The 13,120-nt window shown below is 71.4% G+C and carries 13 protein-coding genes; 5 read left to right on the forward strand and 8 right to left on the reverse strand.

What is annotated here, in order from left to right:
- Nucleotides 1–2: 2 nt before the first annotated feature.
- Complete coding sequence (locus BLR68_RS05775; RefSeq protein ID WP_018187791.1) at nucleotides 3–1,010, forward strand: hypothetical protein; 1,008 nt, start codon at nucleotides 3–5, stop codon at nucleotides 1,008–1,010.
- Nucleotides 1,011–1,072: 62 nt separating this feature from the next.
- Here the strand turns inward: BLR68_RS05775 and trxA are convergent, their stop codons facing one another.
- The 4 genes from trxA to BLR68_RS05795 all read right to left on the reverse strand — a co-directional run bounded on the left by trxA (nucleotide 1,073) and on the right by BLR68_RS05795 (nucleotide 6,269).
- Nucleotides 1,073–1,396, reverse strand: a complete 324-nt coding sequence (gene trxA, locus BLR68_RS05780) for a thioredoxin (protein WP_018187790.1) — start codon at nucleotides 1,394–1,396, stop codon at nucleotides 1,073–1,075.
- Between the two features lie 76 nt (nucleotides 1,397–1,472).
- On the reverse strand, nucleotides 1,473–2,453 hold the full coding sequence (gene trxB, locus BLR68_RS05785; RefSeq protein WP_026302943.1) for a thioredoxin-disulfide reductase: 981 nt from the start codon (nucleotides 2,451–2,453) through the stop codon (nucleotides 1,473–1,475).
- Nucleotides 2,454–2,553: 100 nt separating this feature from the next.
- Nucleotides 2,554–4,170, reverse strand: coding sequence for a murein biosynthesis integral membrane protein MurJ (gene murJ / locus BLR68_RS05790; protein ID WP_018187788.1), 1,617 nt, complete (start codon nucleotides 4,168–4,170; stop codon nucleotides 2,554–2,556).
- Nucleotides 4,170–6,269, reverse strand: a complete 2,100-nt coding sequence (locus BLR68_RS05795; RefSeq protein ID WP_018187787.1) for a DUF6049 family protein — start codon at nucleotides 6,267–6,269, stop codon at nucleotides 4,170–4,172. Before BLR68_RS05795 ends, murJ begins: the two co-directional genes overlap by 1 nt.
- 80 nt (nucleotides 6,270–6,349) lie before the next feature.
- Between BLR68_RS05795 and BLR68_RS05800 the strand changes: the two genes are divergently transcribed.
- The gene (locus BLR68_RS05800) at nucleotides 6,350–7,873 is read left to right on the forward strand and encodes a DUF7059 domain-containing protein (RefSeq protein WP_018187786.1); all 1,524 of its coding nucleotides are present in this window, start codon (nucleotides 6,350–6,352) and stop codon (nucleotides 7,871–7,873) included.
- A 66-nt stretch (nucleotides 7,874–7,939) separates the two neighbouring features.
- On the forward strand, nucleotides 7,940–9,367 hold the full coding sequence (locus tag BLR68_RS05805; protein WP_018187785.1) for a CCA tRNA nucleotidyltransferase: 1,428 nt from the start codon (nucleotides 7,940–7,942) through the stop codon (nucleotides 9,365–9,367).
- A gap of 1 nt (nucleotide 9,368) precedes the next feature.
- On the opposite strand, the gene BLR68_RS05810 is transcribed toward BLR68_RS05805, so the two are convergent.
- The 4 genes from BLR68_RS05810 to BLR68_RS05825 all read right to left on the reverse strand — a co-directional run bounded on the left by BLR68_RS05810 (nucleotide 9,369) and on the right by BLR68_RS05825 (nucleotide 11,257).
- The gene (locus BLR68_RS05810) at nucleotides 9,369–9,569 is read right to left on the reverse strand and encodes a helix-turn-helix transcriptional regulator (protein WP_018187784.1); all 201 of its coding nucleotides are present in this window, start codon (nucleotides 9,567–9,569) and stop codon (nucleotides 9,369–9,371) included.
- 2 nt (nucleotides 9,570–9,571) lie between these two features.
- Entirely contained in the window at nucleotides 9,572–10,048 is a 477-nt protein-coding gene (locus BLR68_RS05815) for a hypothetical protein (RefSeq protein WP_018187783.1), read from the reverse strand.
- A 75-nt stretch (nucleotides 10,049–10,123) separates the two neighbouring features.
- A complete protein-coding gene (locus BLR68_RS05820; protein ID WP_018187782.1) occupies nucleotides 10,124–10,516 on the reverse strand; it encodes a DUF6992 family protein in 393 nt (130 codons plus the stop codon).
- 93 nt (nucleotides 10,517–10,609) lie between these two features.
- The gene (locus tag BLR68_RS05825) at nucleotides 10,610–11,257 is read right to left on the reverse strand and encodes an FMN-dependent NADH-azoreductase (protein ID WP_018187781.1); all 648 of its coding nucleotides are present in this window, start codon (nucleotides 11,255–11,257) and stop codon (nucleotides 10,610–10,612) included.
- A gap of 72 nt (nucleotides 11,258–11,329) precedes the next feature.
- Between BLR68_RS05825 and BLR68_RS05830 the strand changes: the two genes are divergently transcribed.
- On the forward strand, nucleotides 11,330–11,659 hold the full coding sequence (locus BLR68_RS05830) for a winged helix-turn-helix transcriptional regulator (protein WP_018187780.1): 330 nt from the start codon (nucleotides 11,330–11,332) through the stop codon (nucleotides 11,657–11,659).
- Between the two features lie 68 nt (nucleotides 11,660–11,727).
- The gene (locus BLR68_RS05835) at nucleotides 11,728–13,038 is read left to right on the forward strand and encodes a GAF domain-containing protein (protein ID WP_018187779.1); all 1,311 of its coding nucleotides are present in this window, start codon (nucleotides 11,728–11,730) and stop codon (nucleotides 13,036–13,038) included.
- Nucleotides 13,039–13,120: the final 82 nt, after the last annotated feature.

Genomic DNA, 13,120 nt, shown 5'->3' on the forward strand with positions numbered 1-13,120 from the left:
CCGTGCCACGCGACATCCGGATCGCCTCTCTCGATATCCGAGCCTCCGATGACATCACTGTCGACGTCGTGGCCGACTCCCTCGCCCGTCGCGGTGTACTCGGCGTGGTGGGTGTGGTGGAGGGGCGGACGGCCGCCCGGGTGGCCGTGAACGACGCCGGCGACGTCCTCGTCTCGATCGAGGGGCGCCAGCTGACGGTGGAATCCGCCTCGAGAGTCGTCGAATCGCTCGCGGGCGAATGGTCCGCGGACGTCACGCTGGAATCAGACGTGCGTTTCGTGGCGGCATCCGCTCGACCGGAGCCGACGCGCGACGCGGAGATGCCGCCGCGGCGGCGTGTGTACGTGATCGGCGGTGGCGTGACGGGGGACCCGGCGCGTCGGCCTGATTTCGCCGCGCAACTCGAGGCCTCTGTCAGCGTCATCGCGATCGATGGGCGGTGGGTTCTGCAGGCACATGGGGAACCGCAGGACTACTGGCCGAGTGCGCAGCGTCCGGTCGTCGCCGTCACCGCTGTCGGCGATTCGCTGACGGTGGAGGTCTGGAGCCGCGACGCGATGCGCGGTGCGGTCGGGTCGCACGACGCTCAGATGCTCGGCATACCGAATCTCACGTTCAGCTGGCAGGCGCGATGGCGACCGGTGTCCGATGCACGCGGTCAGATCGCGGACATCGAACGGATGCTGGGGCGCGGCCGGCAGTCGTCGTCGAGCGCCCTAGGACAACCGGTCGACCGGGATGCCGCGCTCGCAGAACTCGGAGCGGAGCGGAACGAGATCGAGGAGACGCTTACGCGGGACAACGACCACGCACTGATCGACGCCGTTGTCGGAGCGTTCCGGCTGCCCACCGAGGTGGGCCGGATCGTTCGGGGGACCGTCGACATCGACGCTCTGCCCGGTGCCGAGCACGTCGAGCGAACTCCGGCCGGCAGGATGGTGTGGCGGCAGTTGCACCCGGCCCGCCGGGACTCGGTCTGGGCGCGATGGCGTCGGCGTTTCTCGCGTTGACCGGGTGAAACGACGAAGGACCCGGCGACCGGAGTCGCGCGGGTCCTTCGTGAAGCGGTGTCTCAGCCGATGTAGTCGGCGAGGTCCTGCTGAAGGGCGAACTTCGGCTTCGCACCGATGATCGTCTTCTCGACCTCACCCTTGTTGAAGACCTTCATTGCCGGGATCGACGTGATCTGGTACTGCATGGCGAGCTGCGGGTTCTCGTCGACGTTGAGCTTCAGAACCGTGATCTTCTCGGGGTTCTCGGTCTGGATCTCGTCGAGGATGGGCCCGACCATGCGACAGGGTCCGCACCACTCGGCCCAGAAGTCCACCAGAACGGGGCCTTCGGCGTCGATGACGTCCTGCTGCCAGGTGCTCTCGCTCGTTGCCTTGGCGGTCATATGTCTGTCTCCTTAGTGGTCGACACGATCGTGTCTGTGAGGTGAAAACGCGGCGGATGCCGGAATTGTTCCGCGGTCAGGCCGGGGTCGGCAGGCCGTCGATGATCGAGACGTCCTCGGCAGGGGCCCCGGCGTCACCGCGGGCGGCGAGGTAGTGCTCGAGGTCGAGGGCGGCGACCGTACCGCTGCCGGCGGCGGTGACCGCCTGGCGGTAGGTCGGGTCGATGACGTCGCCGGCGGCGAAGACACCGGCGACCGACGTCTTCGAGGTGCGGCCGTCGACCCAGACCGTGCCGTGCTCGGTGATGTCGAGGACGTTGTGCACGAGGTGGGTGCGGGGGTCGTAACCGATGGCGACGAACACGCCGTCGAGGGCCAGGTCGCGCTCGGAGCCGTCGACGGTGTCACGGAGGCGCACGCCGGTCACGGCATCCTCACCCAGCACGTCGATGACCTCGCTGTTCCAGACGAACTCGATCTTCTCGTTCGCCTTCGCGCGGTCCTGCATGATCTTCGAGGCGCGGAGCTCGCCGCGACGGTGGATCACGTAGACCTTCGAGGCGAACTTGGTGAGGAACGTCGCTTCTTCCATCGCGGAGTCGCCGCCGCCGACGACGGCGATGACCTTCTCGCGGAAGAAGAAGCCGTCGCACGTCGCGCAGTACGAGACGCCGCGGCCCGACAGACGGGTCTCGCCCTCGATGCCGATCTTGCGGGGAGCGGAGCCGGTGGCGAAGACGATCGCCTCAGCCTCGTGGGTCTCGCCGCGTCCGAGGGTGACGCTCTTGATGTCGCCGGAGAGGTCGAGCGACACGACGTCGTCGTAGACGACCTCGGCGCCGAACTTCTCGGCCTGCTCCTGCATCTTGGCCATGAGGTCGGGACCCATGACACCCTCGGGGAAGCCGGGGAAGTTCTCGACCTCGGTGGTGTTCATCAGCTCACCGCCGGCCTCGACCGAACTGGCCACCACGAGGGGCGACAGGTTCGCGCGGGCAGCGTAGATGGCCGCGGTGTATCCCGCGGGGCCCGAGCCGATGATGATGACCTTGCGCACGATGAATCCCTTCTCCATCGGGGCGAAATTCCTCGCCCCGACACGTCCAACCAATGCTAGTCGCGTGGCATTCCACGTCGCCTGGGGACGCGCGCCCGTGTCAGCGGCCGGGCAGGAAACGTCGGAGCGCGCGGCCCGCCGTGGCGAGCTCGGGAGTGCGGAACGCCGCGAGGATGGCGGCGTACACGACGAGGGTGGTGCCGCCGATGAGTGCGGCGCCGAGGAAGCCGAGGAAGCGGTCGGAGACGGTCCAGCCGTGCACGCCGCCGAAGAGAAGGAAGACGCCCCACCCGGCCGCCGCGGCGGGGACCGCCGCGAGTAGGAAGCGCAGGATGCCGCGGAACGCACCGCCGAGCCCGAGCGGGCCGATCTTGCGTCGCAGAAGTGACACGGCGAGAGCGAACTGCACGATGTTGGCGACGGACTGCCCGAGGGCGATGGCAACGGCGAGCCAGGTGAGCGGGAGGATGCCGGCACTCAGCAGGGCGGAGGCGGTCACGGCCGTAGCGATGACCATCGCGGCCTGCACCAGGGTGTAGAAGAACGGCGTGCGCGTGTCCTTCAGAGCGTAGAACGTGCGTTGGATGCCGAACTGGAACGACAAGGGCAGGAGAGCGACGAGATAGGCGCCGAGCACGAAGGCGAAGGCGATCGCCTTCTCGGGCGTAGGGGTGAACAGACGCGAGAGCGGCACGGCGGCGACGGACATGGCGGCGAGGATGCCGACCATGAAGATGCCGACCGTGCGGGTGAGGGAGGACAGGTCGGCGGTGACGGCATCCGTCCGTCCCTCTGCCACGTGCTCGCTGAGCTTCGTGTAGTAAGGCGTGCCCAGCGACAAAACGATCACGGAGAACGGGAGCATGAACAGCAGCCAGGCGTTCTGCAGGGTCGCTCCGGCGGCTGCGGGGCCCGACGCGGCGCCCACGATGTTGACCTGGAACGCCCCGGCGACCTGGCCGACGACGACCATGAGGAAGGTCCAGCCGGCCAGTCGGCCGATCTGGCGGAGACCGATGCCCCGCCACCGGAAGTCAGGCCGCACGTGGAGGCCTGCGCGTCGCCAGAACAGGAAGAGGATGCCGGCCTGCACGACGATGCCGAGGGTCGCGGTGCCACCCATCAACGCGATCATCCCCGCGGTCCAGCCCGTGGCGGCTTCGTACGTGCCGAAGAGCGCGATGAAGACACCGAAGCCGGCGATGGAGATCACGTTGTTCACGATCGGAGACCACGCGAACGGGCCGAAGACGCGGTTCGCATTGAGGATCTCGCCGACGAGCGCGTACAAGCCGTAGAAGAGCAGTTGCGGGAGGCACCAGTACGCGAGGGCGAGAGTCAGGGTCTTCGCCTCTTCCGTGAACTCGCCCGCGTAGATCTCGACCAGCAGGGGGGCGGCGATCACGGCGACCGCCGTGACGACCAGCAGGGCGAGCACGCCCAGCGTCAGGAGTTTCGACACGAAGGCGTCGCCCCGGTCGTCGTGGGTCTTCACCGCCTTGACGATCTGCGGGACGATCACCCCGGCGAGCAGGCCGGAGGAGATGAGCGCGAAGACGGAGTTCGGCAGCTGGTTCGCGATGGCGAAGGAGTCGGCCGCCTTCGCTCCGACGGTGCCTAGCGCGATGGTCAGGACGATGTTGCGGATGAGGCCGGTGATCCGGGACGCCATGGTCCCGGCGGCGACGGTGGCGCTCGCGCGGCCGAGGCCGGCCATCAGGCGGCCACCACCATCCGTCGGCGTCGTCGGATGGTGCGGACGACACCGAAGACGAGGAGGACGCTGACGAGGGCGCTGAGGATGATGACGGAGACCGCCTCCCATTCGGCACGCACCGAGACGCGGATCGTTTCACCGGGACCGATGTCGACACCGGCGCGGGTGCGCAGCTGGAGCTGGACCGAGGACTCGCCGCTGCCGACGAGGGCCGAGACGGGGATCGCGACGCGACTGGTCTGCTGGGCGCCGATCTCCACCTCGGTGCGGGATTCGATCACCAGGCGGGCGTCGCCCGGCGAGGCGAGCAGGTCGAGACGGGCCGGCCACGGCAGATCGTTGCGGACCGTGAAGACGAGCGGTGCGGACGAGCCCGCGAGGGTGATGGGACCGCCGGGGACGAGGGCGACGCCGTCGGTCCAGGTCGCGATGCGTTCGCGCTGCGTCTGGATCGCGGCATCCCACCCCTCACGATTACCGAGCCACGCGTTGCCGAGCAGCTGCAGCTCTGTCGCCCGTTCGGAAGAAGCGAGGAGTGAGGGATCCTCGAGGACGCCGGCGATGCGGGAGAGGCCGGTCTGCGCGTCGCGGAACTCGGTGATCACCGCGACGCGGTCGGCGTCGGGGGCGACGGAGGTCAGGGCGACGGCCGTCGGATCGGTGGCGAGCAGAGCGCCGAGGTCGGTGGTGGACCATGAGGGGAGCGCCGTCGCCGCGCGGATCGCGTCGCGGAGCGCCGCTTCGGAGCGGCCCGTCGCGCGATCCACGGTGACCAGGAGCGGACCGGCGGGCGCCGTCAGTGCGGCGCGTGCCGTGTACTCCGCGAGGATGTCGGCACGTTCGGCGGCGTCTCCCGTGGTCGACGCCTGCGCGAGGAGCGACGAGAGCCCCTCGTCGTAGACGAGCAGATCGGCGCCTCCGGCGGTGGCGTGGGCCGCGGCATCCGATCCGACCACCGAGCTCGGCAGCAGTGTGACGGGGGCGTCGTCGGTGCCGGTCAGGGCGCCCAGGGCGGCGGCGGTCTCGGCGCCGGCCGTTCCGGTCGCGGGCCAGAACACGGAACCGCGATCGGCTCCGACGTCGAGGAGCTCGTCGAGAGTGGGCACCACGGGTGCGCCGGGAGTCGGGCTGGGGGCGGGCGTCGCTCCGCCGGCGCCGGTGTCGGCCTCGAAGTTGGCGGCGTCGAGGTAGGCCGAGTACGAGGTCAGCCGCGCCGGGGCCGTCGCTCCCGCGCCGATCTGCGCGGCGAGGTCTGCGTCCCCGTACTGCAGCGCGAAACGGTCGTTCGGGAGGGCCATCAACTCGTCGAGCCATGTCACGGCATCGGCGGGGGCGGCCTTGCCGAGTGCGCGGATCGATGCGGTGATGGCGGGGTCGACGGCGAGGATCGCGTCGGTTCCGGACACGGCGTCGAGCTGCTGACGCAGATCGCCGTCCTCCGCCGTCAGTTCGCGGAGGGCGTCGGCTCCGAGCGCACCGGTCGCCTGCGGTCCTGCCGTGATCGGGACGACGACACCGGCACCGCGCACCGGCTCGCCCGTCCGCGGCACGACGACGACCGTCTGCGCGCGGAGGGTCTCGTCACCGGTGCGGTAGACGACACGAGCCGGGTAGACCCCGGGGCCGAGGTCCTGGACCGCGGGCTCGTCGGGGTCGACGGTGACCGACACCGAGGTCGACTGCTGTCCGGCGACGGCCGGCACGTCGGTCTCGCCGACCGCGTCGAACGGCACCGCCGCAGCGCCGCGTTCGAGCCAGGAGTCGAGGGTGTCGCTCGTGGTCAGCGCGCGCGTGCCGATCTCGAAGGTCGCCTGGCCGGCCGCGAGGGCGTCCGTGCCGGGGTTGCCGGCGGAGAGGGTGAGTGTGAGGGGGGCGGATGCCGAGAGCACACCGTCGTTCGCCGGCGCCAGGACCGCGGTGACCGCCTCGTCGTCGCCGGTACCGTCCACCGCGGCGAAGGCGGCAGGGGCGGGAGCAGCGAGGGCGATGGCCGCGCTCGCCGCGGTCGCCGCGCGCAGCCAGCGCGGTCGGCGCGGCGGACGTCGGCCCGGAACAGGCGAGATGAAGGTCATGAAGAGGTCGATTCCCGTGCGATCCATGACCGCACCATCGGGAGCGATTCTAGGGTCACTGCCCTGCAGAGCCCCTGATTGCGTGCGAGGGCCGGTTGAATGGGTGGGTGAGCGACTCCCGGCATCCCGACCCGTCTTCGATCGTCGCGCTTCGCGCGGACCTCGCGGCGGCGGGCTACACGGCCGACGCGGTGCGGGCGGCGTGGGGGGCGATCGCCGACGACGCGATCGGTCGCGGGCTGCTCGCTCCCGCCCGCCGGGGCCTCGCGGACCGCGCCGACGCGCTCGCGGTGCTGTGCCGACTCCTCTTCCTGGGTGACCCGGCGTCCGTCACCGACGTCGACGCCGCCCTGCCCACGGCCGGGGCGGCGGGCCTCGAGCGGCTGGGTCTCGTGCGGCTCGGCGCCGACACGGTCACCCCGACCGCGCTGCTGCGCCCGCAGGGGTACGCGGATGCCGGGGGTTCCGGTCAGTGGTGGATCGTGAGCGACCTCGACGAGGCGGCGCTCGGCGGCGCCCTGCCGACGGGACACGTGCTGGGGGTCGGAGGCGCCTCGCTCACGCTCGCGGGACTGCAGCTCGACACCCCCGCGCAGCGCGTGCTCGATCTGGGGACCGGATGCGGCATCCAGGCCCTGCGTGCTCGGCGGAGCGCACCGCGCGTCGTCGCCACGGACGTCTCGGAGCGCGCGCTGCAGTTCACCCTGCTCAATGCAGCCCTCAACGACGTCGACGGGGTCGAAGTGCGCCACGGCAGCCTGTTCGAACCGGTCGCCGGCGAGGAGTTCGACCGCGTCGTCTCGAATCCGCCGTTCGTCATCACGCCGCGCGTCGCCGGGGTGCCCGAGTACGAGTACCGCGATGCCGGTTTCGCGGGCGACGACCTCGTCGCCGCGTTCGTCTCGGGCGTGGGCGACGTCCTCGCCCCCGGCGGCACGGCGCAACTGCTCGGCAACTGGGAGTACCGGGAGGATGCCGACGGTCTCGAGCGCGTGCGGGCGTGGGTTGCGGCATCCGCTCACCCGCTCGACGCGTGGATCGTGGAACGCGAACGCCTCGACCCGCTCGCGTACGCGGAGCTGTGGGTGCGAGACGGCGGCACGACCCCCGGCAGCCCCGACTACGCGCGCCTGATCGACGCGTGGCTCGCCGACTTCGCGGAACGCGGCGTGACCTCGGTCGGGTTCGGGTACCTGCTGCTGCGGCGTACGCCGATCGGGATGCCGTCCCTCGCCCGCTACGAGCGGGTCACCCAGCCGGTGGGCGGGGCTCTCGGGACGCACCTCGGTGAGGCGCTCGCCGCGTGGGACCGGCTCGGACTGCTCGACGACGACGCGCTCGCCGACACGACCGTCATCGTGGGCCCGGACGTCACCGAGGCCCGTCACCACCGCCCGGGCTCGGAGGAGCCGTCGGTCATCGAGCTGCACCAGGGCGGCGGGTTCGGGCGCGTGCTGAACGTCGACCCGGCGCTCGCGGCCCTCGTGGGGGCATCCGACGGCGACCTGCCGCTGGGCGTGCTGATCGACGCGATCGCCGACCTGCTCGAGGTGGATGCCGGGGCTCTCCGCGCCGACCTCCTGCCGCGCGTGCGCGAGCTCGTGTTCACCGGGTTCCTGCGCTTGGTCTGACCGGCCGGCGCGCGGGGTGGGGCACACCCACCGGAGCCCCCGGCGACGCTCGGTAGGCTCGTAGGCATGCTGAACATGGCCGAGGGTCTCGCGCGCCTGGGCGCGCTCGCGGAGGCTCCCGTGTCGGCCGCGCTCGCCCGTGCGTTCGCGGATGCCGGGTACGAGCTCGCGATCGTCGGCGGACCCGTCCGCGACGCGCTGCTCGGCCGCAGGGTGAACGACCTCGACTACACGACGAACGCGCGCCCCGACGACATCCTGCGCATCGTGAAACCCCTCTCGACGGCGACGTGGGACATCGGTCGCGCGTTCGGCACGATCGGTGCGAAGGTCCGCGGCGAGCAGGTCGAGATCACGACGTACCGGGCCGACAGCTACGACGGCACGACCCGCAAGCCCACCGTCGAGTTCGGCGACACGCTCGAGCAAGACCTGGTCAGGCGTGATTTCACGGTCAACGCGATGGCGCTGCGGATCCCCGGTCCCTCCCTCGTCGACCCGACCGGCGGCGTCGAGGACCTCGTCGGTGAGTCGCTCCGCACCCCGACCGACCCCGACGTCAGCTTCGGCGACGACCCGCTCCGGATGCTGCGCGCGGCGCGCTTCGCGAGCCAGCTCGGCATGGACGTGCATCCGGCCACCCTCGAGGCCATGACCCGCCTGGCACCGAGCCTGTCGATCGTGAGCCCCGAGCGTGTGCAGGGCGAGCTGGTGAAGCTTCTCGCGACCGACGCGCCGGACCGCGGCATCCGTCTGCTCGTCGATACCGGCCTCATGGAACTGTTCCTGCCCGAGGTCCCCGCGTTGCGGCTCGAGGTCGACGAGCACCACCACCACAAGGACGTCTACGAGCACTCGCTCACGGTGCTCGCGCAGGCGATCGACCTCGAGAAGCAGCGGCACCCGGGCGCGGCGCCTGACGTGACGCTGCGCCTCGCGGCGCTCCTGCACGACATCGGCAAGCCGGCGACGCGCAAGCTGGAGCCGGGCGGCGCCGTCAGCTTCCATCACCACGACGTCAAGGGCGCCCGCATGGCACGCAAGCGCCTGCAGGCCCTCAAGTTCGACGGCGCGACGACGGATGCCGTGTGTCAGCTCATCGAGCAGCACCTGCGCTTCTTCGGGTACGCCGAGGGCGCCTGGACCGATTCGGCCGTCCGACGCTACGTCCGCGACGCGGGTGAGCAGCTCGAACGGCTCCACATCCTCACGCGGGCAGACGTGACCACGCGGAACAAGCGCAAGGCGGGTCGCCTGCGCTCGGCCTATGACGACATCGAGACGCGGATCGCGCAGCTCGCCGAGCAGGAGCAGCTCGAGGCGATGCGCCCGGCGCTCGACGGCAACCGGATCCAGGAGGTTCTCGGCATCCGCCCCGGTCGCGAGGTGGGCGAGGCGTACCGGTTCCTGCTCGACATCCGCCTCGATGAGGGCGTCGTCGAGCCGGAGGTCGCCGAGCAGCGCCTGCGTGACTGGTGGGCCGCGCGAGCCTGACTCACTCGACGTCGTCGGGCTCGAACACGGCCTCGATCGACGCCTCGAACAGACGCGCGATGCGGAACGCGAGCGGCAGGCTCGGGTCGAATCGGCCGCGTTCGATCGAGATGATCGTCTGACGCGAGACGCCGAGCTCGTCCGCGAGGCGTTGCTGCGACCAGCCCCGGTCCTGTCGCAGCGCAGGCAGTGTGTTCCGCACCCTCAGCCCCGGCGCCGCGCGACGAGGTAGCGGACGGTGAAGCTGCCCATCGCGACGAGAAGGACGCCGATGAGGGCGATGAGCACGTCAATCCGGATGCCGGTGATGGCGAGGAACGCCGTGCCGAGCCCGACGATGAGGAGGATGTCCGAGAAGGCACCCTGCGCGGCCTTGTCGTACCAGGCGCCTTCGACGGACTCCTCGGGCCGGTCGATCGCGCCGCGCAGCGTGTTGCGATCGACCAGGAACGCCCAGACCAGGCCGACGAGCGCGGGGAGGGTGACGACCGTGAAGCCGATGCCCACGACGACGGGCGGGGTGGGGGCATCCCACATCGCGGCGGCGATGATGCCGACCAGGACGGCGAGGACGAGGCCGGCCGGGATCGCGATCGCCATCGCGGGAGTGCCGCCGCCGCCGCGGAGGCGCCCCCAGCGGGTGCGGTCGATGTTCGGCGCGGTCCCGTCGGTGTTCGTCACGATGCTCCCAGGTGTCAAGTTCGCTTTACTGTAAAGCAACCTTGACACAGCCGGGCGAGCGGCGCAAGCGCCGTGTCAGAGGCGCCGGGCCGCCGTCAGGTCGATGACGAACAGGGCCGCGCCCTGGATGACGATCGCCAGGCCGTGTCCACGGGCATCGGCCGCGCCGAGGCGACCGCCGAACGAAGGGGGCCGCGCGGCGAGGTGCGCGCCGGTTGCGACGTAGCCCACGTCGAGGGCCGCGTTCACGAGCAGGACGCGGCGCAGCATCCGCTTCTTCGAGACGGTCTGCTGCCGGCGGGTGAACGCCGCGAGACCCGCGTCGATGGCCCCCCACATCAGCGTCTGCACGCCGAACGCGCGGGTCCGGGGGACCAGCGCGAGCGCGCCGCCGACGAGGACGGATGCCGTGCCCCACCGGGTGAGGCGACGGACGACGGTGCCGGTGACGCTCTTCGCGGATGCCATGCGTCCATGATGCGGGAGCGGCGGCGCCGTGAGGCCGTCCGCCCGTCACGATCTGCACCGCCGTGCGGCGAGTCGTGACGGGCGAGGGTCGTCTCAGGCCGCGCGGGACGCCGCGAGGGCGCGACCGGCGTCGACCGCGGCCTGCTCCGCGCCGGCCTTGAGCTCGGCCGCGGCGTCGGTGAAGGCATCGAGCGCCGGGTTGACGCCCACCAGTGTGAAGGGGCGGTGGACGACGGTGAGCTCGAGACCCCAGACGTCCTCGAAGACACGGCGGAGCCACCCGGTCGAGTGGTCCCAGCCCTCGCGCGGGCTGCCGGGCTCGTAGTTGCCGCCGAGGACGGTCACGAGCGTCGCCGGCTTGCCGCGCAGCGCCGTTCCCTGCGGGTCGATCCGGGGATCCGTGTAGGCGAGGTCGAACCAGGTCTTCACGTGCTGCGAGACGCCGTAGTTGTAGAGGGGCACGGTGAACAGCAGCGCATCGGCGTCGATCAGCTCGTCAGCGAGACGCGTGCGGAGCGCGATGGCCTCACGCTGTCCGTCGGTCAGGTCCTCGACCGGCGTGAAGCCGGAGGTCACCGAGTCCCGCCAGGCGGTCGCGACGATCGGGTCGGCGGCGACATCGCGCCGCACGACGGTGGAGGACGGGTGGGCGGCGAGCCACTCCGCCTCGACGAGGTCGCCGAGCTCGCGGCTGGCGGACGTGGCGGGCAGGATGCTGGCATCGAGACGGAACAGGGTCATGTGCTTCTCCGATCAGAGTGACTATGGAAAACATAGCGGCTTCGTGAACGCTAGCACGCCTACGATGTATCCATGGCCGATGATCACGACGCGCGACAGTGCGACGCCGCGGTCTCGCACGCGTTCTCGATCCTCGGCAAACGCTGGAACGGCATGATCCTCGACGTCCTCGGTGAGGGCGAGCTCTCGTTCTCGGGAGTGCGCCGTGCCGTCTCGGGCATCAGCGACGCCGTCCTGTCGGACCGACTCACCGAGCTCTCCGACGCCGGCCTGATCGCGCGCCAGGTCGAACCGGGCCCGCCGGTCGCGGTCACGTACGCGCTGACCGAGGCGGGGTGCCGCCTGGCACCGATCCTGACCCAGCTCGGCGAATGGGCAGACGGCAACCTCCTCCGTCGCTGAGCCTGTCGCCGCGCGGCAGCCCGACCTAGACTGGCCGGCATCGCTCCTTCGACGATGATCGGAGCCCCATGAGCTCGCCGTGGTCCGCCCGGACCGAGGTCGCACCCGCCACCTCGCGCCTGCTGATCGAGCGCGCTCACGAAGAGCTCCTCGCGGGGAACACCGGGGATCCGCGTCTCGCCGACGTCCGTCCGCTGGTCCGCGAGTCGTGGCGTCGCTCGCTCGCCTCGGATGCCGCCGCCGAAGGCCTGCCGCGGCTCGACATGACCGCCGACGAACTCGAGGCGTACCGACGCGCGCACCCCCTGGCGGGTGTCATGGAGATGGTGCGCTCGCTGCTGCTCCCCGGCTCCGCAGAGGACTCCGGCGTCGTCGTCGCGGTCGGGGATGCCTCGGGCCGCCTCCTCTGGGTCGAGGGCGACCGCGGCATCCGCACGCTCACCGGCGACATGGGTTTCGTCGCGGGTGCGGATTGGGCCGAGGCATCCGTCGGCACCTCCGCGCCGGGAACGGCCCTCGCCCTCGACCGCGCCGTGCAGATCCGACAGGCGGAGCACTTCAACCGGTACGTGCAGCCGTGGTCGTGCACGGCGGCACCCGTGCACGACCCCGAGACGCAGCGTCTGCTCGGCGTCATCGACGTCACCGGCGGGTCGGAGGCCGTGACCCCTCAGGCGCAGCTGCTCGTCGACGCGACGGCCCGCGCCATCGAGAGCGAACTGCTCGTCGGACGCCTGCGCTCCCGGGCGGCGACGCCCAGGCGCCGGGCGACGCGCCCCGCGACGCGCCCCCACGCGACCCTGCGGGTGCTCGGGCGCGACCGTGCCCTGCTCGAGACGGCGGGGGATGCCGCGGCATCCGTCGTCGAGCTCAGTGCCCGGCACGCCGAGATCCTGCTCATGCTCGCGACCCACCGGGAGGGGCTGTCGGCCGACGCCCTGGCGGGGCTCGTCTACGGCGAGCCGGCCGTCGAGACCCTGCGACCCGAGATGGTGCGGCTGCGGAAGGTGCTCGAGAAGCGCGCGCCTCACCTCGTGCCGCTGTCGCGCCCCTACCGGCTGCCCGCCGAGCTCGAGACCGACGTGCAGCACGTCGTGTCGCTCCTCGGGCGCGGTGCGCACCGGGTCGCGCTCGCCGCCTACCCGGGCGCCGTCCTGCCCGAGTCCGTCGCCCCCGGGGTGGACGCGCTCCGCGAATCCGTCCGCGCGACCCTGCGCGAGACGCTCCTCACCGAGGCGGGCGTGGACGTCCTCCTCGCCTACGCCGACACGGCCCAGGGATCCGAGGATGCCGAGGTGCTGCGCCTCTGCCTCGGGATGCTGCCGGCCCGGTCGCCGCGCCGCGCTGGCCTCGTCGCCCGCATCGAAGCGCTGGGCTGACGAAGCTCCGCGGGGCGGGACGCGCTTGCGGGTGTCCGCGGATGCAAGGGATCCGACGCGACACGCCGGGATCGGATGCCGG

Origin of the sequence: Microbacterium sp. 77mftsu3.1, assembly GCF_900100525.1 — a bacterium.
Taxonomy (GTDB): domain Bacteria; phylum Actinomycetota; class Actinomycetes; order Actinomycetales; family Microbacteriaceae; genus Microbacterium; species Microbacterium aquilitoris.